The organism is Streptomyces flavidovirens DSM 40150 (assembly GCF_000429085.1).
Classification (GTDB): domain Bacteria; phylum Actinomycetota; class Actinomycetes; order Streptomycetales; family Streptomycetaceae; genus Streptomyces; species Streptomyces flavidovirens.
In genome coordinates this window covers 100,291-124,329 of the sequence record NZ_AUBE01000013.1, presented here as the reverse complement: position 1 = coordinate 124,329, position 24,039 = coordinate 100,291, and the positions used below count along the sequence as shown (strand labels likewise).

Genomic DNA, 24,039 nt, shown 5'->3' with positions numbered 1-24,039 from the left:
GCCGAATCGAGGCTTCCGCCTCCCCGCAGGCGTGCGCCTACCGCCCGTTGAAGGCGTCCTTCAGACGCGAGAACAGACCCTGCTGCCCCGGCTGGAACTGCCCCGTCGGGCGTTCCTCGCCGCGCAGCTTCGCGAGCTGGCGCAGCAGGTCCTCCTGCTGCGGGTCCATCTTCGACGGGGTCAGCACCTCGACGTGCACGATCAGGTCCCCGCGGCCGCCGCCCCGCAGGTGCGTGACACCGCGCCCGTGCAGCGGGATCGACTGCCCGGACTGCGTGCCGGGCCGTACGTCGATCTCCTCCACCCCGTCGAGCGTCTCCAGCGGACACTTCGTGCCCAGCGCAGCCGCCGTCATCGGGATGGTGACCGTGCAGTGCAGGTCGTCGCCGCGCCGCTGGAACACCGCGTGCGGCAGCTCGTGGATCTCGACGTACAGGTCACCGGCGGGGCCGCCGCCGGGACCGACCTCGCCCTCGCCCGCGAGCTGGATCCGGGTGCCGTTGTCGACACCGGCCGGGATCTTGACCGTCAGCGTCCGGCGCGAGCGCACGCGCCCGTCACCGGCGCACTCCGGGCACGGCGTCGGTACGACGGTGCCGAAGCCCTGGCACTGCGGGCACGGGCGGGAGGTCATGACCTGGCCCAGGAAGGACCGGGTGACCTGGGAGACCTCGCCACGGCCGCGGCACATGTCACAGGTCTGCGCGGAGGTGCCGGGGGCGGCGCCCTCGCCCGAACACGTCGTACACACGACGGCCGTGTCGACCTGGATGTCCTTGGTCGTGCCGAAGGCCGCCTCGTTGAGGTCGATCTCCAGCCGGATCATCGCGTCCTGGCCGCGCCGCGTGCGCGACCTCGGGCCGCGCTGCGACGCCGTACCGAAGAACGCGTCCATGATGTCCGAGAAGTTGCCGAAGCCGCCCTGGCCGAAGCCGCCGGCTCCGCCGCCCGCCTGCGAGAGGGGGTCGCCGCCGAGGTCGTAGACCTGCTTCTTCTGCGGGTCCGACAACACCTCGTACGCGGCGTTGATCTCCTTGAAGCGCTCTTGCGTCTTGGGATCGGGATTCACGTCCGGGTGGAGCTCGCGCGCCAGCCGCCGGAATGCCTTCTTGATCTCGTCCTGGGAAGCGTCGCGGCGTACGCCTAGTACGGCGTAATAGTCGGTGGCCACTTACGACTCCGCCAGGATCTGTCCGACGTAACGTGCCACTGCGCGTACCGCTCCCATCGTTCCGGGGTAGTCCATGCGGGTCGGTCCGACCACGCCGAGTTTCGCGACTGCTTCGTCGCCCGAACCGTAGCCGACTGCGACGACGGACGTAGAGCTGAGCCCTTCATGGGCGTTCTCGTGCCCGATTCGTACGGTCATGCCCGAGTCCGTTGCCTCACCGAGCAGCTTGAGGAGCACGACCTGCTCCTCCAGCGCCTCCAGCACCGGCCGGATGGTGAGGGGGAAATCATGCCCGAAGCGGGTCAGATTGGCGGTGCCGCCGATCATCAGCCGCTCCTCGGTCTCCTCGACCAGAGTCTCCAGCAGGGTGGACAGAACCGTCGAAACGGTTCCCCGGTCCTCCTTGTCGAAGGATTCGGGGAGATCCTGCACCAGTTGCGGTACGTCCGTGAAGCGGCGCCCCACGACCCGGCTGTTGAGCCGGGCACGCAGGTCCGCCAGGGACGTCTCGCCGAAGGGCGCGGGGCAGTCGACCATGCGCTGCTCGACCCGTCCGGTGTCCGTGATGAGCACGAGCATCAGCCGGGCGGGAGCCAGCGAGAGAAGTTCCACATGCCGGACCGTCGACCGGGTCAGCGAGGGGTACTGCACGACGGCGACCTGCCGGGTGAGCTGGGCGAGCAGCCGCACCGTACGGGCCACGACGTCGTCGAGGTCGACCGCCCCGTCCATGAAGTTCTGGATGGCGCGGCGCTCGGGCGACGACAGGGGCTTGACGCCCGCGAGCTTGTCGACGAACAGGCGGTAGCCCTTGTCCGTCGGGATGCGCCCGGCGCTCGTGTGGGGCTGGGCGATGAAGCCCTCGTCCTCCAGGGCGGCCATGTCGTTGCGGACGGTGGCCGGTGAGACGCCGAGCTTGTGCCGCTCGGTGAGCGCCTTGGAGCCGACAGGCTCCTCCGTGCCCACATAGTCCTGAACGATGGCGCGCAGCACCTCAAGTCTGCGTTCGCTGAGCATCGCGCACCACCTCCAGCTGGTCGGTCTTCCGGCTTCTGCCCGGCACTCGCCCTGGCACTCACCGCGGGGGAGTGCCAGCAGTCCCCGGCCCAGTGTACGGCGGGCGGGTACGCCACTAGCAAGGGCGGCCGGTCACGTTGTCGCACCAGTCGCCGCGCGACGGCCCTGTTCAGCGGGCGGGAGCGCGGCGGATGGGACTAGCGTCGCGGTATGAACGTCAGTTGGGAAGAGGCAGGCTGGGAGCGGCTCGCACCGGGGGTGGGGCGGCGTCGTATGCCGGTCTGGGACGCGACGGTGGGCCTGGTGGCGGGGGGCGACGGCAGGGCGCTGATGATCGACACGGGGGCGACGCTGCGCGAGGGAGCGGAGCTGCGGACGCAGGCGCAGCGCCTCCTCGGCCCCGGCCGGAGAGTGACGCACATCGCCCTCACCCACCCCCATTTCGATCACGTGATGGGTACGGCGGCGTTCGCGGGCACCGAGGTCTACGGGGCGGTCGGCATCGACACCGTGCTGCGGCGGGACCGCGACGCGCTGCGGGACGACGCGGTGCGGCACGGGGTGGAGCGGGGCGCGGCGGAGGAGGCGGCGGACGTGCTGGTCGCGCCGCACCACCTGGTGTGCGGCGAGTGGACGCTGGACCTGGGCGGCGGCCGCCAGGTGCTGCTCGCGAACGTCGGCCCCGGCCACAGTGGCCACGACCTGGCGGTGCTGGTGCCGGGCAGCCCCGAGGTCGTCTTCTGCGGCGACCTGGTGGAGGAGTCGGGCACCCCCCAGGCCGGCCCGGACGCCCACCCGTCCGGCTGGCCGGCGGCCCTGGACCGGCTGCTGGCGCTGGGCGGCGAGAACGCGGCGTACGTGCCGGGGCACGGGGCGGTGGTGGACGCAGCGTACGTCCGGGCGCAGCGGGACGCTCTGGCGGCGCGGTTCGACGTGTGAGAAGGCTCGCTTGAGTAGCGCCGTGCGACGGAGCGTCGTGTGACGAAGCGTCGTGTGACGAAGCGTCGTGTGACGCGGCGCACCGGACTATCGTCAGCCGAATGCGCAGCCGACAGTACGGGCCCGATCTCACCCCGCCCTGGAAGAAGACCGCCCCCGTTCCCGAAGTTCCCGCCGAGACCGATCTGGTCGTGGAGGAGGTCACCACCGGTTTCTGCGGTGCGGTGATCCGGTGCGAGAAGACGGCGCAGGGGCCGGTCGTGACCCTGGAGGACCGCTTCGGCAAGCAGCGGGTGTTCCCGATGGAGCCGCGCGGCTTCCTCCTGGAGGGCCGCGTCGTCACGCTCGTACGGCCGTCTTCCGCCCCGGCGCCGCGTCCCGCCCGTACGGCGTCGGGCTCGGTGGCCGTGCCGGGGGCGCGGGCGCGGGTCGCGCGGGCCGGGCGGATTTACGTCGAGGGGCGCCACGACGCGGAACTGGTCGAGCGGGTGTGGGGCGACGACCTCCGTATCGAGGGCGTGGTCGTCGAATACCTGGAGGGCATCGACGACCTCCCGTCGATCGTCGCGGACTTCGCCCCGGCCCCGGACGCGCGCCTGGGCGTCCTGGTCGACCACCTGGTCCCGGGCTCGAAGGAGTCCCGCATCGCCGCACAGGTCACGGACGCGAGCGTGCTGGTCGTCGGCCACCCGTACATCGACGTATGGGAAGCGGTGAAGCCGTCCGCGGTGGGTATCCGCGCCTGGCCGAGGGTGCCGCATGGCCAGGACTGGAAGACGGGCGTGTGCCGGGCGCTCGGCTGGCCGGAGAACACGGGCGCGGCGTGGCAAACGATCCTGGGATCGGTCCGCTCGTACAAGGACCTGGAGCCGGCGCTGCTGGGGCGGGTGGAGGAGCTGATCGACTTCGTTACGGCCAGCGGTGAGGCCTGACACCGGGGAAGGTGCCGAACTCGCTGGTGTCCAGTTCAAGTCCCAGCACGTCCAACGGCACCGGCTCGCCGAACTTCGTCACCTGCTGCACCTGGTAGTCGGCGCCCTCCCCCTCCCCCACAGGCCTGGTCAGCAGGACGCACTGCCCCATGATCGGGTCGACGATGAGGTAGGCGGGCACCTTGCCGGCGGCATAGATCGACCGCTTGACGTCGTAGTCGCGGGCAACACTGGTCTTGGAGACGACCTCGCAAACCATCGTGACCAACCGGCACGGCAGCAGTCGGCCCGCGTCAGGGACGGCGTCGCGCGGCAGGACCACCAGATCCGGTACCGGCTCGCTGGCCTCGCCGAGGATGTCGACGTCCTGTGTCTGGAGGCGGGACCACCGCGTGCGCGGGATCTGGTCCTGCACATCCGCAACGATCAAGTTGTGCACCAGATCAGGGCTTGCCATCATCACGATTTCCCCCCGGAGAAGCTCGGCTTTGGCGCCCTCCGGAGGCTCGAACTCCTCGAAGAACTTAGCCATCCCGTACTCGTCCACAGCGGTCATCTCCGTGGCCTCCACATCCGCCGCGTACTTTTAGCGGCAGCCTACGAACCAGGTTAGGGACCGCGTCCTCTTTCCGCTGCCATTCACCTGCCCGAGTGATCAATCCACCAGGTCCCGGACCACCGCGTCCGCCAGCAGCCGCCCCCGCAGCGTCAGAACCGCCCGCCCGGCGGCGAACGGCTCGCCCGCCAGCAGACCGTCCGCCAGCGCACGCTCCGCCGCCGCCCGGCCCGCGGGGGCCAGCAGCGACAGCGGGCAGCCGTCCGCGAGCCGCAGCTCCAGCAGGATGCGCTCCACGCGCCGGTCCTCCGCCGGGAGCACCTCGCGCCCGGCCCCGGGCGAGCGCCCGTCCCCCAGCGCCTGCGCGTACGCACCCGGATGCTTGACGTTCCACCACCGGACCCCGCCCACGTGGCTGTGGGCACCGGGACCCGCGCCCCACCAGTCCGCCCCGCGCCAGTACAGCTCGTTGTGCAGGCACCGCGCCGCGTCCGAAGTCGCCCAGTTCGACACCTCGTACCACTCGAAACCCGCCGCCGACAGCGCGGACTCCGTCATCAGGTACCGGTCGGCGTGCACGTCGTCGTCCGTCATCGGCACCTCGCCCCGCCGGATCCGCCGCGCCAGTTGCGTCCCCTCCTCCACGATCAGGGCATAGGCGCTCACGTGGTCGGGGCCGGCCCCGATCGCCGCGTCCAGCGACGCCTGCCAGTCCGCGTCGGACTCCCCCGGCGTGCCGTAGATCAAGTCGAGGTTTACGTGCTCGAAGCCCGCCGCCCGCGCCTCCGCGACGCACGCCTCCGGCCGCCCGGGCGTGTGCGTACGGTCCAGGATCTTCAGCACGTGCTGCTTCGCGCTCTGCATCCCGAACGACACCCGGTTGAATCCCCCGGCCCGCAGCTCCTCCAAATACGCCGGATTCACCGACTCCGGATTCGCCTCGGTCGTGACCTCCGCGTCGTCCGCGATCCCGAACTCGTCCCGGATCGCCCCCAGCATCCGTACGAGATCAGCCGCCGCCAGCAGCGTCGGCGTACCGCCGCCCACGAAGACCGTCCGTACCGGGCGGGGGTCGTCGCCGAGGACCTTGCGGGCCAGGCGGATCTCCTCCATGAGCGTGTCCGCGTAGTTGTCGCGCGAGGCCAGCGCACCGCCCGAGCCGCGCAGCTCGGTCGCCGTGTAGGTGTTGAAGTCGCAGTAGCCGCAGCGCGTCGCGCAGTACGGAACGTGCAGGTAGAAGCCGAGCGGCCGCTCCGCCGCGCCGGCCAGGGCATGCGCGGGCAGCGCCCCGTCGTGGGGCATGGGCTCACCGTCGGGCAGTACTGAAGGCATAGACCTATTGTCACAGCTCCGGTCGGATCGCTCAGATCGCCTGGAGGACAAGCAGCGCCAGGTCGTCGTCGGGGGGCGTCGGCGAGAAGTCGTGCACCTCGCGCATGATCCGTTCGGCGACCCCCTGCGCGCTCAGCCCCACGCACCGCCCGAGCGCCGCCGTGAGCCCGTCGGCGTCGTCGAACATGCGCCGCCCCGAGCGCCGCTCGGTCACGCCGTCCGTGACGCACAGCAGGGTGTCGCCCGCCTGGAGGACGAAGGTCTCGCTCTCGTACGTCACGTCGTCGAGGACGCCCAGCAGCATCTGGGAGCCGGCGGCCGGACGTACGCTGCCGTCGGGCCGCAGGAGGAGAGGCAGCGGATGGCCCGCGCAGGCGAGCGTGCAGCGCACCCCGCCGCCCTCCTCGGGCGGGAGCGGCACGAGTTCGCCGTACAGGAGCGAGAGGAAGCGGGGCTGCGGCGCCGCGTCCCGCAGGGCGAGCGGGCCCACCGGAGCGCCAGGCGCTCCCGAAGCCCCCGCCGACACCACCGCCATCCTGGCCGTCGCCTCCGCCGCTTCCACCGCGTCGTCGAGCAGCAGCCCGTTGAGCCGGCCCAGGACCTCGCCGACCGCCCGGCCCTCGCGCGCGAGCAGCCGCAGCCACGGCCGGACGAGACCGGTGACGACCGCCGCCTCGGGTCCGTTGCCCTGGACGTCACCGAGCGAGAAGGACCAGCTGCCGGGCGCGCCGGGGAAGACGTCGTAGAAGTCGCCGCCCGCGACGCCCTGCCCGCGCGGTTCGTACACGAGGGCCTTCGCGACGCCCGGGATCTCGGCCATCTGGCCCGGCAGCAGAGCCCGCTGGAGGACGTGGCTGATGTTTGCCTGCCGGGTGTACTGGCGGGCGGCGGCTACGGCCAGCGCGACGCGGCGTACGAAGTCCTCGACCAGGCCGGTGACTTCGTCGGGGAACCGCGTCAGCGCCGCCCGCCCCAGCATCAGCGTCCCGAGCCCGCGCCCGCCCGCGATCAGCCGGTAGGCGACCGCGGCACCGGCGGTGCGGTCGGCGCCGTCGGGGCTGCCGGTGCCGTCGGGGCCTTCGCTGCCGTCGGGGCCGGCGGCGCTATCGGTGCCGTCGGTACCTTCGGTGCGGTCAGTGCCATCAGTGACGTCAGGGCCAGCGGTGACGTGAGGGGCGTCGGTACCGTCGATGCCACCCATACCGCCCATGTCGCTGATGCCCTCGGCAGAGTCCGTACCGTCGAGGCCGTCAGCCCCCTCGGGACCCGCCACGCCCGGCCACCGCACCGGCACGGGGCCGCCGCGCGCGGACTCCGGCAGTGTGGGCGGCGGCTCCTTCTCCAGGTGCCTGCCCAGTTCCTCGACGCTGGACTCGCGCTGGTGCCAGACGCGGGCGAGGCGCGGCGCCGCACCTTCCTCCTCCAGCCACACCGCGCACCAGTCCGCCAGCCTCGGCACCAGCAACTGCGCGGCGAGCGCCGCGATCATGTCCTCGTCGAACTGGCCCGTCAGCAGGTCCGACGCCTCGGCGAGGAAGGACAGCGCGCCCCGGTTGATCCAGTCGCTGTCGTACTCGCGCGCGCTCCGCCGGGGCACGGGCGCGAGGATCTCGGCGGCGCGCAGCCCGCGCTGCAGCGCCTGCTCGGCGTCGGCGGCCGGCCCCGGGGACACGGCCGGCAGTACGCCTTCGACCGCGATCCGGGCCCAGACGGTCTTGAGGCCGGTGCGGTAGGTGACGCCCCAGCACGCGGAGAGGGCGGCGACGAGGTGCAGGCCGCGCCCGAACTCGTGGCCGCCGACCGCGGCCGATCCGCCGGGTTCGTTGCGTACGACGCGGGCGGGGTGGTGGTCGGAGACCTCGACGACGAGGGCGGCCGGGTCGTCCTCCGTGGCCTCCTCCAGGTGGCACACCAGCTCGACGTTGGTGCCCGCGTGGACGACCGCGTTGGTCACCAGTTCGTTGACCAGGATTACGGCGTCGTCCGCGACCCGGTCGGTGAAGCCGTCGGCGCCCGGCAGCCCGAGCCCGGTCCATTCGGCGAGCGCAGCCCGGACGAAGCGCCGTGCGGCGGCCGGCGCGAGAGGGTTTCCGGGCAGGCTGGTCCACGCGGCCGAGTGCGGGTCAGGCAGCACGCCCGGCAGGTGAGTTGAGCGGAAAGTAGCCTTCCGCTGCCTCGGAATGGACCCCATGGTGCGGCTCCCCGTCCGTCTCTGCTTACGCCGCCGGCGACATGGAACAGAGTGACAGACGGAGGCCGCCCATAAGCGCGGAGTCACCGAAGTGGTCGTAACGAGTCCTGGAGTGCCCGGTGGTGGCAGAGATGCCTGGAGTGCCTGAAGTGCCGTGCGGGCGGAGCCGGTTCAGGCCCCGCCCGCGAACTCGCTTCCTACGCCTCGCGTGATCCCGCGTACATCTCCTCGATGAGGTGCTTGTACTCGCGCTCGACGACGGGCCGCTTGAGCTTGAGGCTCGGCGTCAGCTCACCGTGCTCGATGTCCAGGTCGCGTGGCAGCAGCCGGAACTTCTTGATCGTCTGCCAGCGCTGCAGCCCCTCGTTGAGCCGCTTCACATAGCCCTCGATGAGTTCCTCTGTCTTCTTGGACGCGACGACCTCGGCGTACGACTTGCCCTCAAGCCCGTTGTCCTTGGCCCAGCCGAGGATCGTCGGCTCGTCGAGCGCGATCAGCGCGGTGCAGAAGTTACGGTCCGCGCCGTGCACCAGGATGTTGGAGACGAACGGGCACACGGCCTTGAACTGGCCCTCGACCTCGGCCGGTGCGATGTACTTGCCGCCCGACGTCTTGATCAGGTCCTTCTTGCGGTCCGTGATGCGCAGGTAGCCGTCCACCGACAGCTCACCGATGTCGCCGGTGTGCAACCAGCCGTCCGGCTCCAGCACTTCGGCGGTCTTCTCGGGCAGCCCGTGGTAGCCCTGCATGATGCCGGGGCCGCGCAGCAGGATCTCGCCGTCGTCCGCGATGCGCACCTCGGTGCCGGGGAGCGGCTTGCCGACCGTGCCGGTGCGGTACGCCTCGCCGGGGTTCACGAAGGAGGCGGCGCTGGACTCGGTGAGCCCGTACCCCTCCAGGATGTGGATGCCGGCGCCGGAGAAGAAGAAGCCGATGTCGGGGGCGAGCGCCGCCGAGCCGGAGACGCAGGCACGCAGCCGGCCGCCGAACGCCTCGCGGATCTTCGCGTACACGAGCTTGTCGGCGACCTTGTGCTTGGCGGTCAGCGCGAAGGGCGCGGAGGCGTTGCCGGTGCGGCGGTAGTTGTCCTGTGTGACCTTGGCGTACTCGCGGGCTACCTCGGCGGCCCACTGGAAGATCTTGTACTTCGCGCCGCCGCCGGCCCGCGCCTTGGCCGCGACGCCGTTGTAGACCTTCTCGAAGATGCGGGGCACGGCGGCCATGTAGGTCGGCTGGACCACCGGCAGGTTCTCGATGATCTTGTCGACCCGGCCGTCCACGGCGGTGACGTGCCCGGCCTCGATCTGCCCGGAGGTCAGCACCTTGCCGAAGACGTGCGCGAGCGGCAGCCAGAGGTACTGCACGTCCGTCGCGCTGATCAGACCGGTCGCCACCGTGGCCTTCGCCATGTACGACCAGCAGTCGTGCGGCAGCCGTACGCCCTTGGGGCGCCCGGTGGTGCCCGAGGTGTAAATGAGCGTCGCGAGCTGGTCGGCGGTGATGGCCTCCACCCGCTCGGTCACGGCTTGCGGGTGCTTGTCCAGGTACGCCGCGCCGCGTGCTTCGAGGTCGGCGAGCGTGAGCACCCAGCCCTCGGGGTCGTCCTCGGCCGGCTCGACACCCGTGGCGTCGATGACGACGACGTGAGCGAGGTTCGGCAGGTCGGCGCGCCGCTCGCGCGCCTTGGCGAGCTGCGACGCGTCCTCCGCGATCAGCACCCGGCTCTCGGAGTCGGCCAGGATGTACGCCGACTCCTCGGCGTTGGTCGAGGGGTAGACCGTCGTTGTGGCGGCGCCGGCGCACATCACGCCGAGGTCCGCGAGGATCCACTCGACACGCGTGTTGGACGCGAGCGCGACGCGCTCCTCCGGCTGTACACCGAGGTCGATCAGGCCGGCCGCGATGGCGTACACGCGCTGGGCCGCCTGTCCCCAGCTCAGCGACTTCCAGGCGTCGGCGCCCTGCCCGGAGGCGGCCGGTACGGGGTACCGGTAGGCCTCCGCATCGGGCGTGGCGGCCACGCGCTCAATGAAGAGTGCCGCCACCGACGGCGGCCGGTTCTCGATCAAGGTCTGTGTGTCGCTCACGACGTCCTCCGGGCCTGCGGCTGCTGCACGACTGGCTGGTATTTAACTGGCGAGTAACCTTCGAGTGGTGATCAGAGTAAAGCGCGAGGGGCCGGGGCGTAAGAGGCTGCGGCGCGCGGCTTCATAACGGAACGGAAGCGCCCTCCACCACAGTTTCCTCACATGCGAAAGCGCCCGTCCGTGAGTACGGAGGGCGCCTTCGCAAGCTTTTTCCGCGCTGCGGCGTGTCGTGGCTACTTCTTCTTGCCGCCGGAGTCGTCGCTGGACAGCACCGCGATGAAGGCCTCCTGCGGCACTTCCACGCTGCCGACCATCTTCATCCGCTTCTTGCCTTCCTTCTGCTTCTCCAGCAGCTTCCGCTTACGGGAGATGTCACCGCCGTAACACTTGGCGAGGACGTCCTTGCGGATGGCGCGGATGGTCTCGCGCGCGATGACGCGGGAGCCGATGGCCGCCTGGATCGGGATCTCGAAGGCCTGGCGCGGGATGAGCTCGCGCAGCTTGGCGACGAGCCGCACGCCGTACGCGTACGCCGCGTCCTTGTGCGTGACGGCCGAGAAGGCGTCGACCCGGTCGCCGTGGAGCAGGATGTCGACCTTGACGAGCGACGCGGACTGCTCGCCGGTGGGCTCGTAGTCGAGGGAGGCGTAACCGCGCGTCTTGGACTTCAGCTGGTCGAAGAAGTCGAAGACGATCTCCGCGAGCGGGAGGGTGTAGCGGATCTCGACGCGGTCCTCGGAGAGGTAGTCCATGCCCAGCAGCGTGCCGCGGCGGGTCTGGCAGAGCTCCATGATCGCGCCGATGAACTCGCTGGGGGCGAGGATCGTGGCCCGTACGACCGGCTCGTACACGTCCGAGATCTTGCCCTCGGGGAACTCGCTCGGGTTGGTGACCGTGTGCTCCTTGCCGTCCTCCATGACGACCCGGTAGACCACGTTGGGCGCGGTGGCGATCAGGTCGAGCCCGAACTCGCGCTCCAGGCGCTCGCGGATCACGTCGAGGTGCAGCAGGCCGAGGAAGCCGACGCGGAAGCCGAAGCCGAGCGCCGCGGAGGTCTCCGGCTCGTACACCAGGGCGGCGTCGTTGAGCTGGAGCTTGTCGAGGGCCTCGCGCAGGTCGGGGTACTCGGAGCCGTCCAGCGGATACAGACCCGAGAAGACCATCGGCTTCGGGTCCTTGTAGCCGCCCAGGGCCTCGGTGGCGCCCTTGTGCAGGGAGGTGATCGTGTCACCGACCTTGGACTGACGGACGTCCTTCACGCCCGTGATGATGTAGCCGACCTCGCCGACGCCGATGCCGTCGGACGGCGTCATCTCGGGAGAGGAGACGCCGATCTCCAGCAGCTCGTGGGTCGCGTTGGTGGACATCATCCGGATGCGCTCGCGCTTGTTGAGCCCGCCGTCGATGACACGTACATAGGTGACGACGCCGCGGTACGAGTCGTAGACCGAGTCGAAGATCATGGCGCGGGCGGGCGCGTCGGCGTCGCCGACCGGGTGCGGGATGTCGCGTACGACGCGGTCGAGGAGCGCGTCCACGCCGAGGCCGGTCTTCGCCGAGACCTTGAGTACGTCCTCGGGCTGGCAGCCGATGAGGTTGGCCAGCTCCTCGGAGAACTTCTCCGGCTGGGCGGCCGGCAGGTCGATCTTGTTCAGTACGGGAACGATCGTGAGGTTGTTCTCCATCGCCAGGTAGAGGTTGGCGAGGGTCTGCGCCTCGATGCCCTGGGCGGCGTCGACGAGGAGCACCGTGCCCTCGCACGCGGCGAGCGACCGCGACACCTCGTATGTGAAGTCCACGTGGCCAGGCGTGTCGATCATGTTCAGGATGTGGGTGTTTCCCACGTCCGGGCCCTCGTTGGGCGCCCAGGGCAGCCGTACCGCCTGGGACTTGATCGTGATACCGCGCTCGCGCTCGATGTCCATACGGTCGAGATACTGAGCACGCATCTGCCGCTGGTCGACCACACCGGTCAGCTGGAGCATCCGGTCGGCGAGCGTGGACTTGCCGTGGTCGATGTGCGCGATGATGCAGAAGTTGCGGATCAGCGCCGGGTCGGTACGGCTCGGCTCGGGCACGTTGGTAGGAGTCGCGGGCACGCAGGGTCTCGTCTCGGGGCGATGTTGGATCGATACGTAGCTTCCATGGTCCCACGGACGGCGGGCGGGCCTCGGTTTGGGCCGTGCGGCGGGCCGCTGGTACGCTGAGCAGCTGTGTCTCACAACCCTCGGAGCAGGTCTCCGGCCGGCGGGACACGAATCGAAGATCCAACGAACCTGTAGAGGCTCTTTCGTGGCGAACATCAAGTCCCAGATCAAGCGGAACAAGACGAACGAGAAGGCGCGCCTGCGCAACAAGGCCGTCAAGTCCTCGCTCAAGACGTCGATCCGCAAGGCCCGTGAGGCTGTCACCGCTGGTGACCTCGAGAAGGCCACCGTGGCCGTCCGCGAGGCTTCCCGCAAGCTCGACAAGGCAGTCTCCAAGGGAGTCATCCACAAGAACGCCGCCGCCAACAAGAAGTCGGCGCTGGCGCACAAGGTTGCCTCCCTCCAGGGCTGAGCACTCACCTGCTCACTTGATTGACCTGCTTGACCGCCGGTAGGGACTCAGCGGGCCCTCTCTTCCGCTCCTGATCCGGCACCTCCGCGCCGCACGCGGCCTGCGTTCGCCACGCGGGTGCGGCGCAGCAAAGCTTTGACAGGCTTCAGGGCTTCACGCGAAGGCCCCGGCCGCCCGTCCTCCCCAGGACGGCGGCCGGGGCCTTCGTCGTTCCTGTCACGCGCGGCTTGGGGGCTACCGGTGGCGGGCGGCGCGGGCGACGGTGACGACCGCCTTCTCCAGCGCGTACTCCGGGTCGTCGCCGCCGCCCTTGACGCCGGCGTCGGCCTCGGCGACGGCCCGCAGCGCGAGCGCCACACCGTCCGGTGTCCAGCCGCGCATCTGCTGCCGTACGCGGTCGATCTTCCACGGGGGCATGCCGAGCTCGCGGGCGAGGTCGGCGGGGCGGCCGCCGCGGGCTGAGGACAGCTTGCCGATGGCCCGGACCCCCTGGGCCAGGGCGCTGGTGATCAGGACAGGAGCGACGCCGGTCGACAGCGACCAGCGCAGGGCCTCCAGGGCCTCGGCCGCCCGGCCCTCCACGGCGCGGTCGGCGACCGTGAAGCTGGAGGCCTCGGCGCGGCCCGTGTAGTACCGCCCTACGACCGCCTCGTCGATGGTCCCCTCGACGTCGGCGACGAGCTGGGCCACGGCACTGGCCAGCTCGCGCAGGTCACTGCCGATGGAGTCGACGAGGGCCTGGCACGCCTCGGGTGTGGCGGAGCGCCCCAGCGCCCGGAATTCCGACCGTACGAACGACAGGCGCTCGGCGGGCTTGGTGGTCTTGGGACAGGCGACCTCGCGGGCCCCGGCCTTGCGCGCCGCGTCGAGCAGCCCCTTGCCCTTGGCACCACCCGCATGGAGCAGTACGAGAGTGATCTCCTCGGCCGGGGCTTCGAGGTAGGCCTTCACGTCCTTGATCGTGTCGGCGGAGAGGTCGTGCGCGCTGCGCACGACGACGACTTTGCGCTCGGCGAAGAGCGAAGGACTGGTCAGCTCGGCGAGGGTGCCGGGCTGCAACTGGTCGGGCGTGAGGTCGCGTACGTCGGTGTCGGCGTCGGCGGCGCGGGCGGCCGCCACCACCTGCTGCACGGCGCGGTCGAGCAGCAGGTCCTCCTGCCCCACGGCGAGGGTGAGGGGGGCGAGCGGATCGTCGGTCGAATTCTTCCTGGTGGCCATCGTGGTCCAGCATCCCATGAGCCACTGACAGCGCCGTCCGTGTTGGAGAATGGGCAGGTGAGCGATGTGAGACACGTACTCGTACTGCCCGACCGGGACGCCGCCGAGGAGGTGGCCGTGGAAGTCTGCGAGCGCTTCGGAGCCGTGGACGAGCCACAGCTCGTACGGGACGCGCTGTCCGGCGAGGACGACGCCGAGGACGCGCAGTGGCTGGTCGTGGTCGAGGACCCGAACCGACGGCTCGACGCCGACGCGCTGCACGCGCTGGCCGGCGAGTACGAGGGCTGGCTCGAACGGCCGTGACCACCGCGGTCCTAGGCCGGTCCTATGCCGGTCCTAGGCCCGTCCTGGGTGGGTCCTAGGCCGGTTGCCCGAGGCCCGCGGGGGTGAGCCGTCGATAGCGTGCGGACATGACGACCACGGAACCGGCGCGCACCCGTGAGCAGCGCAAGCAGGACGTACTCGACCGGCTGGCGAAGGACGACGACCTCTGGGTCGCCACGGCATCGCCCGACGGTGAGCCGTGCCTGGTCCCGCTGTCGTTCGTCTGGGACAGCGACACGCTCCTGGTGTGCACCCGGCGGACCAACCCCACGGCACGGAACCTGACGCCGGCCGGCGAGGCACGGGTCTCCCTCGGCCACACCAGGGACGTAGTGCTCATCGAGGGAGCCGCCGAGCCGGTGGAGGGCACGGAGCTGGCGACGGAGTCGGCCGACGCCTTCACGGCGAAGCTGGGCTGGGACCCGCGCGACCGGAAGCCCTGGGTGTATCTCCGCATCACCCCGCGAACCGTGAAGGCGTGGCGCGAGGAGAACGAACTGGCCGAGCGCGATCTGATGCGGGACGGCGCCTGGCTCGTCTAGGCCGGGTGTGCGCCGGGTCCAGGCCACGCCCAGTCCGTCTGCCTCATACGGCGTCCCGCCCCGCCGGCACCGCGCGCAGACCGGGTCCCGACCCCGTCACCGCGATCGCCCCGTCCGTGTCCGTGCGCAGCACCGTGGCCCCGCCCGTGCGGAGTGCGGTGAGCGTACGGGGCGAAGGGTGGCCGTACGGGTTGTCCCGGCCACAACTGACCAGGGCCAGCCGGGGGCGGGCGCGGGCGAGCAGGGCGGGGTCCTGGTAGGCCGATCCATGGTGGGCGACCTTCAGGACGTCCACGGGCGGAAGTATCGGATGGGCCCTCAGCAGCGCTTGCTGGGCGGGGGGTTCGAGGTCGCCCAGGAGCAACAGGGTCAGGGCACCGGAACGGACGAGGAGCGTGACGCTGGCGTCGTTCGGCCCTTCGGGGACCGTGGACGGTGGCGGTGGCGGTGGCGGCCACAGGGCCCGCCAGGAGAGCGGCCCGATCCGGCGGTGCTCCCCCGGTGCCGTCTCCAGTAACGGCACGCGCGCGGCAGCCGCGGTCCTGCGTACGAACACGCTCTGCTCCAGGGGCTCCTGAAGCGTCGTCGTCCGGATCTCGCCCACTGCCCGGCCACGCAGCACACCCGGCAGACCCGCCACGTGGTCGGCGTGGAAGTGGGTGAGCAGGACGAGCGGCACGCGGGTGACGCCGAGCGCGCGCAGGCAGCGGTCGACGCGCTGCGGGTCCGGCCCCGCGTCCACGACAACGGCCGTCCCCTCGCCCGCGGCGAGGACGGACGCGTCTCCCTGGCCGATGTCACACATGGCGAACTTCCAGCCCGGCGGCGGCCATCCGGTGACCATCCGGGTGAGCGGCGCCGGCCGCAGGATCGCGAGCACCAGGAGCAGCGCGCAGGCGGCGCTCAGCCACGGGTGGCGCAGCAGCGGGCGGGCGGCGCACACGGCCACCGCTGTCACGCCCGCCAGCAACAGTCCGCCACGCCACCCGCCCGGCCAGTCGATCTCCGCGCCGGGCAGCGCGGCCCCGGTGCGGGCAACGGAGGCGATCCATCCGGCCGGCCAACCCGCGCACCGGGCCAGCAGCTCGGCGACGGGCATCGCCACCGGAGCCGCGGCCAGGGCCGCGAACCCGAGCACGGTCGCGGGAGCCACCGCGAACTCGGCGAGCAGGTTGCAGGGGATCGCCACCAGGCTCACCCTGGCCGCCATCATCGCGACAACGGGCGCGCACACCGCCTGGGCGGCGGCCGCCGCGGCCAGCACCTCCGCGAGCCTCGGCGGCACACCGCGCCGCCGCAGCGCGGCGCTCCAGCGCGGCCCGATGGTGAGGAGGGCGCCGGTGGCCAGTACGGAGAGCAGGAAGCCGTAACTGCGGGCCAGCCACGGGTCGTACAGGACCAGCAGCAGGACGGCGGCGGCCAGGGCGGGAATGAGCTGCCTGCGGCGGCCCGTGCCGATGGCGAGCAGCGTGATGAGCCCGCAGGCCGCGGCCCGCAGCACACTCGGCTCCGGTCGGCACACAACGACGAAGGCGAGCGTGAGCGCACCGCCTAGCAGCGCCGTCGCCCGCAGGGAGATGCCGAGACGCGGGGCGAGCCCTCCCCGTTCCGCGCGCAGCGCCGTGCCTGGTGGCCCGATCAGCAGGATCAGGATGATGGTGAGGTTGCTCCCGGATACGGCAAGAAGGTGCGTGAGGTCGGTGGCCTCGAAGGCCTCCTGCAGTTCGGGCGGCACCCTTGAGGTGTCGCCGACGACCAGCCCCGGCAACAGTGCGCGCGCGTCCGGTGGGAGCCCGTCGGTCGCCTCGCGCAGGCCGGCCCTGAGACCACCGGCCGTGCGCTGCACGGCAGTCGGGGCGCGGACGGTTTCCGGGGGTTCACCGTCCGGCACCCGTACCACTGCGGCGACGCGTTCACCGCCACCGCCGTGCGCCGGCGGTGCGAGTCGCGCCGTGAGCCGCAGCCCGGTGGACGGCAGCAGCCGCTGCCACCGGGACACCGCCGGCCCACGGGCCGGTGCGATCACCAGGACCGGCGTACGGACGTGGGTCGACGCCCGGACGGGCCCGGTGTCGCGGGCGACCGGTGTGACGCGTGTGATGTCGGCGTTGAGCACGAGCGACCTCGGCAGCGTATGGTCACCGCGCACCGCCGACCGGGTGGCGCGGGCGTCCGAGGTGACCGTCAGCTCGGCTGTGACCTGCGCGTACTGGCGCGCCAGGCCCGGCACGGGGCCGCGGTGCAGATCGGCCGCGTGCAGCCCGGCCGAGGTGGCGCCCGCCGCCGCGCACAGCAACGCGGCGGCGACGGCCGTGGCGCTCAGTCCGCGCCGGACCCCAGGCCTCCGCCCCTCCCGCAACGCCCTGACCAGCAGCAGCCCGGCCGCCACGCCCACGCACACCACCGCGAACCCGGCCGCCCAGCGGCCCGAGGTGCCCACCGCCACCGCGGCCGCGACCCACGCCGCCAGCGCGGGCGGCACGAGGCGCAGGTCCGCGGCCCCCTCCTGCCAGGGGTCGGAGGCGCCCAGCCGATGTCCGGACGCGATGTGAACCGCCGGGCGCGTCATGGCCGTACGAGGGGCTGTAGATCCGCGAACCGGCGGTCGCCGATCCCCTTGACCTCGCGGAGTTCGTCGACCGAGCGGAACCCGCCGTGCGCGGTCCGGTAGTCGATGATGTGCTGTGCCAGTACGGGACCGACGCCGGGCAGCGTCTCCAACTGCTCGGCGGTGGCGGCGTTCAGGCCGACCGGGCCCGCGGGCCCACCGGCCGCCGCCGCGGCACCGCTGCCGCCGGCGGCAGCCGTTCCGGCGGTCCCGGATGGCGCGGGAACCCCCACGACCACCTGCTCGCCGTCCATGAGCAGGCGCGCCCGGTTGAGCCCGGCGGTGTCCGCGTCCGCCTTGACGCCACCCGCGGCCCGCAGCGCGTCGGCGACCCGCGAGCCCGCCGGCAGCCGGTGGATGCCGGGCTGGCGTACCTTGCCGCTCACGTCGACGACGATGCGCCCCTGGCCGGCGGGCTCACCGCCGACTGCCGTCGGAGGCGGCCCCGGTGACGGTTCCGGCGGCGTTTCGGTCAGCTCCTCGCCGACAACCTGCGGAGGCTGTACGGGCTGTGGCCGCCCGGCCCAGAAGTGCTGAGCGGCGAACGCGGCGGCCACGGCAAGGACCACGGCCAGCGCGGCCAGCGTCTTGGGTTCAAGCCCGCACCGCGACTGCACCCAGACCGGCAACCGCTCCCGCACGGCCGCCCGCAGCCGCCCCCAACCACCACCACGGCCCGCTACGCCGCCCTCAGCACCGTCCACTACCGGCCCCCGCACCGACACCTCCGGCCCGGCCTCCGGACCCACCACCGCTACCCAGGAGGCCCCAGCCCCCACAGCCGACGCCGCCTGCGGACGCCCTGCCCCCGCAGGAGCACCCGCCGATGCCAAAGCCGAGTCCGAGACCGAAGCCGGTGTTGGAGGCGCACCCGAGGCCACAGCCCGAGCCGGAGGCGAAGCCGAGGCCGGGAGTAAAGCGGGGGCGGGCACCGGAGGCGAAGCCGGAGCCAGCCCCGAAGGCGAAGCCGAGACCGGGGTCGGAGGCGAGCCCAGGAGCGGAGCCGGAACCGAGGCCGGGAGCGAAGCCGAGGCCGCGGCCGCAGCCCGAGCCAGAGCCGGAGGCGAAGGCGAAGCCGGAGCCGAGGCCGGGAGCGAAGCCGGGGTCGGCACCGGAGGCGAAGCCTCAGCCGAAGCGCGAGCCGAAGGCGAAGCCGAGACCGAGGCCGGGGCCGGAGGCGAGTCCGGGAACGAAGCCGGCGCCGGAGGCGAACCCGAGGCCGCAGCCAGAGCGGGAGCGGGAGGCGAAGCCGAAGCCGGAACCGATGCCGGAAGCGAAGCCGAAGCCGAGGCCGCGGCCGCAGCCCGAGCCGGAGCCGAAGCCGAGGCCGCAGCCGCAGCCCGAGCCGGAGCCGAAGCCGAGGCCGCAGCCGCAGCCCGAGCCAGAGCGGGAGGCGAAGCCGGGGCCGGGAGCGGAGCCGCAGTCGCAGGGGCGGCCGTGGTCGGCGGGATGGTGCTGCGTGGCGGGGGCTCGAAGAGTGCCTCCGCGCGGCGGCGTAAGGCCGCGGACGCGGCGGAGTCGTGAAGCGCGCGGCGCAGGCGGCGTCCCTTTCGGCCGTGCCCATGGCGGGCCCGGACATCAGCCGACCGGGCCTCGGAGGCCGGGGTACGGCCCGGTCCACTGGTCGCGGAACGTGAGAGTGAGCGTGCTTGTGGGCGTGGGCGTGAGTGTGATCGGAGAGCCATGTCACGAGACGGTAGGCACATCCGCCTGTTCCCGCTGATCACGGTCAATTCCCGTGGAAAAGCAGCCCGTTGTGGATATCTCCGTCACCACAACGAGGGCGTCCGCAGTGTCAGTGAGGCGCGACCACAACGCCCAGCAGCCCCGGCCCCGTATGCGCGCCGATCACCGCCCCCACCTCACTGACATGCAGCTCCGCCAGCCCGGTGACCCGGACGCGCAGCCGCTCCGCCAGCCGTTCGGCCCGCTCGGGAGCCGCCAGGTGGTGCACCGCGATGTCCACGGGGCGCGTGCCCGCCCGCTCGGCGACGATCTCCTCCAGCCGTGCGATCGCCTTGGAGGCAGTACGTACCTTCTCCAGCATCTCGATGCGGCCCCCGTCCAGCTCCAGCAGCGGCTTCACAGCGAGGGCGGAGCCCAGCAGCGCCTGTGCCGCACCGATGCGGCCGCCGCGGCGCAGATACTCCAGCGTGTCCACGTAGAAGTACGCCGACATGCTCGCCGCGCGCTTTTCCGCCGAGGCCACCGCCTCGTCCACCGTGCCTCCCGCCTCGACCACCTCGGCCGCCGACAGCGCGCAGAAGCCCAGCGCCATCGCGACCATTCCGGTGTCCACCACCCGCACCGGCACCGGGGCGCCCTGCGCGGCGAGCACGGCGGCGTCGTACGTGCCGGAGAACTCGGAGGACAGGTGCAGCGACACGATGCCGGTCGCGCCGGCTTCCGCCGCCGCGCGGTAGGCCGCCGCGAAGACCTCGGGACTCGGCCTCGACGTCGTCACGGACCGGCGTTTCTGCAGGGCCAGGGCCAGCGAGCGGGCGGAGATCTCGGTGCCCTCCTCGAGGGCCTGATCACCGATGACGACGGTCAGCGGCACCGCTGTGATGCCGTGCCGCTCCATCGTCTGCTGCGGCAGGTAGGCCGTTGAATCGGTGACGATCGCGACATGGCGGGACATGAGCGGGAGGTTACCCGCCGGGGGCGCCCGGCGGCAGCCCGGGCCCGCTCAAAGATCCAGCCGGCCCCCGGAACTTGTCGTGCATTGTCAGACCGTGCCCTCCGGGCGGGCCGTCTTCTGCCACGGGTACGTGGTCTGCCGGTGAGGGTCACGCGCCGTGATCGCTTCGGGACCGGCAGCCGCCCGGCGCCCCACGTCAGCCCCCTCCGCCCGGTCCGCCCGGTCCGCCCGGTCCGCCGCCGCCCCGGCCACCTTGCCGTCCGCCTCAGCGTTCCCCTTCGCGTCCGCCGCCGGCCAGGAGGCATCCGCACCCGGCCCCGTGGCCCAGTGCCGCAGCGCCCCCGACTCGACCTCGATCTGCGCGCTCAGCGACGCGAGGTCGTCGTTCGCGAACTGCTGCGCCCGGTCCCGCGCCGCCCACCGCAGCGAGTCCGCCGCATGCGTCACCCGCTCCGTACGCTCGCGCAGGTCCGGCAGCCGCTCCGCGACCCGCGCCCTGTCCGGCTCGCGCTCCAGCCGCTTCAGGTCGTCGTCCAGTTCGTGCCCGTGCGCGCTCAGCCGTTCGAACAACCCGAGCGACTCCGACAGGGAGGCGTCCTCCGCGACGCCCGCGTTCAGCGCCTCCTGGGTGGCCTTCATCGACGTACGCAGAGAGAGCCTCAGCTGGGCCAGCTCACCGGCGACGCCCACCTGCCCGAAGCTCTTCGCCCGCAGGGTGGTGTCCTCGACGGTGCGGCGCGCCTGCGTGATCTTGCGGTCCACGCCGCGCTTGGCCGCACCGACCGCCTTCACGCTCACGTACACCCCCGTCGCCACGAACGCCACGAAGAGCAGCGACGTCAGGATCAGGATCAGGGTAAGGGCCTCCATGAGCGCCTCTCCATTTGTCGGTCCACTCGGCTCGCGTGGTCTCTCCACCGTAAACGGAACGGGCAGGCGGAGGGTTCCTTCGGAACCCCCCAACCTGCCCGTAGGGGAAAGCACCTACACAACAACCACAACCACGAACTACGCCGGAACGATGTTGACCAGCTTCGGCGCCCGCACGATCACCTTGCGGATCCCCGCGCCGCCCAGCGCCGCGACCACGGCCGGGTCGGCCAGCGCCAGCTTCTCCAGCTCCTCGTCAGCGATCGACGGGGAGATCTCCAGCCGCGCCTTCACCTTGCCCTTGACCTGCACCACGCACGTCACCGTCTCGTCCACGACGTACGCCGGATCGGCGACCGGGAAGTCCTGGTACACCACGGAGTCCGTGTGCCCCAGCTTGCGCCACAGCTCCTCCGCGATGTGCGGCGCCAGCGGCGCGACCAGCAGCACCAGCCGTTCGGCGACCGACCGTGACAGCGGGCCGCCCGCCTTCGTCAGGTGGTTGTTCAGCTCGGTGACCTTGGCGATGGCGGTGTTGAAGCGCATCCCCGCCATGTCCTGCCCGACGCCGTCGATCGCCTTGTGCAGGGCACGCAGCGTGTCCTCGTCGGGCTCGGTGTCGACGACCGTGACCTCACCCGTCGTCTCGTCGACGACGTTGCGCCACAGCCGCTGCAGCAGCCGGTACTGGCCGACCACCGCGCGCGTGTCCCACGGCCGCGACACGTCCAGCGGGCCCATCGCCATCTCGTACAGCCGCAGCGTGTCCGCGCCGTACTCGGCGGAGATCTCGTCCGGAGTGACGGCGTTCTTCAGGGACTTGCCCATCTTGCCCAGGACACGGCTGACCTTCTCGCCCTGGTACCAGAACGCGCCGTCGCGCTCCTCGACCTCTGCCGCCGGCACCGGGATGCCGCGCGCGTCCCGGTAGACGAAGGCCTGGATCATGCCCTGGTTGTACAGCTTGTGGAACGGCTCGGACGACGAGACGTGCCCCAGGTCGAACAGCACCTTGGACCAGAACCGCGCGTACAGCAGGTGCAGTACGGCGTGCTCGGCGCCGCCGACGTACAGGTCGACGCCACCGTGCGGCATGCCCTCGCGCGGCCCCATCCAGTACTGCTCGATGGCGGGGTCGACCAGCTTCTGGCTGTTGTGCGGGTCCAGGTAGCGCAGCTCGTACCAGCAGGAGCCCGCCCAGTTGGGCATGGTGTTGGTCTCGCGCCGGTACTTCTTCGGGCCGTCGCCCAGGTCCAGCGTGACATTGACCCAGTCCTCGTTGCGCGACAGCGGCGTCTCGGGCCTGCTGTCGGCGTCGTCCGGGTCGAAGGTGCGCGGCGAGTAGTCATCGACCTCCGGCAGCTCCAGCGGCAGCATCGACTCGGGCAGCGGGTGGGCGACGCCGTCCTCGTCGTAGACGATCGGGAAGGGCTCGCCCCAGTAGCGCTGCCGGCTGAACAGCCAGTCGCGCAGCCGGTAGTTGACGGTGCCCTCGCCGATACCCCGCGCGGCCAGCCACTCGGTGATCTTCGCCTTGGCGTCGACGACACCCAGGCCGTCCAGCGAGATGTCGTCGCCGGTGGAGTTCACGATCTTCGCGTCGTACGAGGCGAACGCGTCGTCCCACTGCGCCGGGTCCGTGCCCCGCCCGTCCGACGGCTCGACGACGCAGCGCATCGGCAGCTCGAAGGCGCGCGCGAAGGCGAAGTCACGGGAGTCGTGCGCCGGTACGGCCATGATCGCGCCGGTGCCGTACCCCATCAGCACGTAGTCGGCGATGAAGACGGGGACCTGCTCGCCGCTGACCGGGTTGACCGCGTACGCACCGGTGAAGACACCGGTCTTGTCCTTGGCCTCGGCCTGCCGCTCCACGTCGGACTTCGAGGCAGCCTGCGCCCGGTACGCCGCGACAGCCTCGGCCGGAGTGGCGTGGCCGCCGGTCCACACGTCGTGCGTCCCCTCGGGCCAGGCGGCCGGGACGATCTTCTCGACCAGCTCGTGCTCGGGCGCCAGCACCATGTACGTGGCGCCGAACAGCGTGTCCTGACGGGTGGTGAAGACGGTGATCGCGTGGCCGTCTACGGGGAAGTCGACACGCGCGCCCTCGCTGCGGCCGATCCAGTTGCGCTGCTGCAGCTTGATGGCCTCGGGCCAGTCCACGCCGTCCAGGTCGTTCAGCAGACGGTCGGAGTAGGCGGTGATGCGCATGTTCCACTGGCGCAGCTTGGCCTTGAAGACGGGGAAGTTCCCGCGCTCGGAGCGGCCGTCGGCGGTGACCTCCTCGTTGGCCAGTACGGTGCCCAGTCCCGGCGCCCAGTTCACGGGCGCGTCGGAGGCGTACGCCAGGCGGTACTCGCTCAGGACGTCGGCGCGCTCGACGGCGCTCAGCTCACTCCAGGGGCGCGCGTCCGGCGTCGCACGCTCCCCGCTCTCGAACTGCGCCACCAGCTCGGCGATCGGCCGGGCGCGGTCCGCCTCCTTGTCGTACCAGGAGTTGAAGATCTGCAGGAAGATCCACTGGGTCCACTTGTAGTAGTCCGGGTCGATCGTCGCGATGGAGCGGCGCTTGTCGTGACCCAGGCCCAGCCGGCGCAGCTGCTGCTTCATGTTGTCCATGGCGGCCTCGGTCGACACACGGGGGTGCGTGCCGGTGGCGACCGCGTGCTGCTCGGCGGGCAGGCCGAAGGCGTCGAAGCCCAGGGTGTGCAGGACGTTGTGGCCGGTCATGCGCTGGTGGCGGGCGAAGATGTCGGTCGCGATGTAGCCCAGCGGGTGGCCGACGTGCAGTCCCGCACCGGAGGGGTACGGGAACATGTCCATGATGAACTTCTTGGGCTTGGCGGCCAGCTCCGCGTCGCCCGCCAGGTCGCCGCTGGGATTCGGCGCCTCGTACGTGCCCTCGGCGTCCCAGAAGTCCTGCCAGCGTGCCTCGATGTCAGCGGCCATCGCGGCCGTGTAGCGGTGCGGCGCTGCCACCTCGGCAGCGGAATTCGTCTCGCTCATGATCCTCAAAGCTCCATCGATCGTCTCTGCCAGCGGCTGCGACATTCAG

Annotated in this window: 18 protein-coding genes; 5 read left to right on the top strand and 13 right to left on the bottom strand. The window is 71.5% G+C overall.

Annotation, left to right across the window (positions count from 1 at the left end; all coding sequences use genetic code 11):
• Positions 1-37: 37 nt before the first annotated feature.
• Positions 38-1,171: a molecular chaperone DnaJ gene (dnaJ, locus tag G412_RS0119255; protein WP_028813498.1), complete on the bottom strand. Its 1,134-nt coding sequence runs from the start codon at positions 1,169-1,171 to the stop codon at positions 38-40.
• Positions 1,172-2,188, bottom strand: a complete 1,017-nt coding sequence (hrcA, locus tag G412_RS0119250; protein ID WP_028813497.1) for a heat-inducible transcriptional repressor HrcA — start codon at positions 2,186-2,188, stop codon at positions 1,172-1,174.
• A gap of 210 nt (positions 2,189-2,398) precedes the next feature.
• Here hrcA and G412_RS0119245 point away from each other — a divergent pair, with 210 nt between their 5' ends.
• Both G412_RS0119245 and G412_RS0119240 read left to right on the top strand, forming a co-directional pair.
• Positions 2,399-3,127, top strand: coding sequence for an MBL fold metallo-hydrolase (locus tag G412_RS0119245; RefSeq protein ID WP_028813496.1), 729 nt, complete (start codon positions 2,399-2,401; stop codon positions 3,125-3,127).
• Between the two features lie 101 nt (positions 3,128-3,228).
• Positions 3,229-4,059 (top strand): DUF3097 domain-containing protein, encoded by an 831-nt coding sequence (locus G412_RS0119240; protein WP_028813495.1) that lies wholly within the window; start codon positions 3,229-3,231, stop codon positions 4,057-4,059.
• On the opposite strand, the gene G412_RS0119235 is transcribed toward G412_RS0119240, so the two are convergent.
• From G412_RS0119235 to lepA, 5 genes are all read right to left on the bottom strand, one after another.
• Positions 4,037-4,615 (bottom strand): Uma2 family endonuclease, encoded by a 579-nt coding sequence (locus G412_RS0119235; protein WP_028813494.1) that lies wholly within the window; start codon positions 4,613-4,615, stop codon positions 4,037-4,039. The genes G412_RS0119240 and G412_RS0119235 overlap by 23 nt on opposite strands.
• A gap of 99 nt (positions 4,616-4,714) precedes the next feature.
• A complete protein-coding gene (hemW, locus tag G412_RS0119230; protein WP_028813493.1) occupies positions 4,715-5,947 on the bottom strand; it encodes a radical SAM family heme chaperone HemW in 1,233 nt (410 codons plus the stop codon).
• 31 nt (positions 5,948-5,978) lie between these two features.
• A complete protein-coding gene (locus tag G412_RS0119225; RefSeq protein ID WP_028813492.1) occupies positions 5,979-8,138 on the bottom strand; it encodes an ATP-binding SpoIIE family protein phosphatase in 2,160 nt (719 codons plus the stop codon).
• 197 nt (positions 8,139-8,335) lie between these two features.
• Positions 8,336-10,225, bottom strand: coding sequence for an AMP-dependent synthetase/ligase (locus G412_RS0119220; protein WP_028813491.1), 1,890 nt, complete (start codon positions 10,223-10,225; stop codon positions 8,336-8,338).
• Between the two features lie 233 nt (positions 10,226-10,458).
• On the bottom strand, positions 10,459-12,324 hold the full coding sequence (lepA, locus tag G412_RS0119215) for a translation elongation factor 4 (protein ID WP_028813490.1): 1,866 nt from the start codon (positions 12,322-12,324) through the stop codon (positions 10,459-10,461).
• 193 nt (positions 12,325-12,517) lie between these two features.
• Here lepA and rpsT point away from each other — a divergent pair, with 193 nt between their 5' ends.
• Positions 12,518-12,784: a 30S ribosomal protein S20 gene (rpsT, locus tag G412_RS0119210; protein ID WP_028813489.1), complete on the top strand. Its 267-nt coding sequence runs from the start codon at positions 12,518-12,520 to the stop codon at positions 12,782-12,784.
• Between the two features lie 234 nt (positions 12,785-13,018).
• Here the strand turns inward: rpsT and holA are convergent, their stop codons facing one another.
• Positions 13,019-14,002, bottom strand: a complete 984-nt coding sequence (gene holA / locus G412_RS0119205; protein WP_028813488.1) for a DNA polymerase III subunit delta — start codon at positions 14,000-14,002, stop codon at positions 13,019-13,021.
• A 57-nt stretch (positions 14,003-14,059) separates the two neighbouring features.
• On the opposite strand from holA, the gene G412_RS0119200 reads away from it, so the two are divergent.
• Together G412_RS0119200 and G412_RS0119195 are read left to right on the top strand one after the other, a co-directional pair.
• Positions 14,060-14,305 (top strand): hypothetical protein, encoded by a 246-nt coding sequence (locus G412_RS0119200; RefSeq protein ID WP_028813487.1) that lies wholly within the window; start codon positions 14,060-14,062, stop codon positions 14,303-14,305.
• 107 nt (positions 14,306-14,412) lie between these two features.
• Complete coding sequence (locus G412_RS0119195; RefSeq protein WP_028813486.1) at positions 14,413-14,868, top strand: pyridoxamine 5'-phosphate oxidase family protein; 456 nt, start codon at positions 14,413-14,415, stop codon at positions 14,866-14,868.
• Between the two features lie 43 nt (positions 14,869-14,911).
• Here the strand turns inward: G412_RS0119195 and G412_RS0119190 are convergent, their stop codons facing one another.
• The 5 genes from G412_RS0119190 to leuS all read right to left on the bottom strand — a co-directional run bounded on the left by G412_RS0119190 (position 14,912) and on the right by leuS (position 23,990).
• Positions 14,912-17,437: a ComEC/Rec2 family competence protein gene (locus tag G412_RS0119190; RefSeq protein ID WP_028813485.1), complete on the bottom strand. Its 2,526-nt coding sequence runs from the start codon at positions 17,435-17,437 to the stop codon at positions 14,912-14,914.
• Positions 17,434-18,180 carry a ComEA family DNA-binding protein gene (locus G412_RS40535; protein WP_425274489.1) on the bottom strand — a complete coding sequence of 249 codons (747 nt, stop codon included), beginning with the start codon at positions 18,178-18,180 and terminating at the stop codon, positions 17,434-17,436. The genes G412_RS0119190 and G412_RS40535 overlap by 4 nt, the downstream gene beginning before the upstream one ends.
• Positions 18,181-19,271: 1,091 nt before the next feature.
• Positions 19,272-20,117, bottom strand: coding sequence for a DegV family protein (locus G412_RS0119180; RefSeq protein ID WP_028813483.1), 846 nt, complete (start codon positions 20,115-20,117; stop codon positions 19,272-19,274).
• 87 nt (positions 20,118-20,204) lie between these two features.
• On the bottom strand, positions 20,205-20,987 hold the full coding sequence (locus G412_RS0119175; RefSeq protein WP_028813482.1) for a hypothetical protein: 783 nt from the start codon (positions 20,985-20,987) through the stop codon (positions 20,205-20,207).
• Positions 20,988-21,125: 138 nt separating this feature from the next.
• Entirely contained in the window at positions 21,126-23,990 is a 2,865-nt protein-coding gene (leuS, locus tag G412_RS0119170; RefSeq protein ID WP_028813481.1) for a leucine--tRNA ligase, read from the bottom strand.
• Positions 23,991-24,039 lie beyond the last annotated feature (49 nt).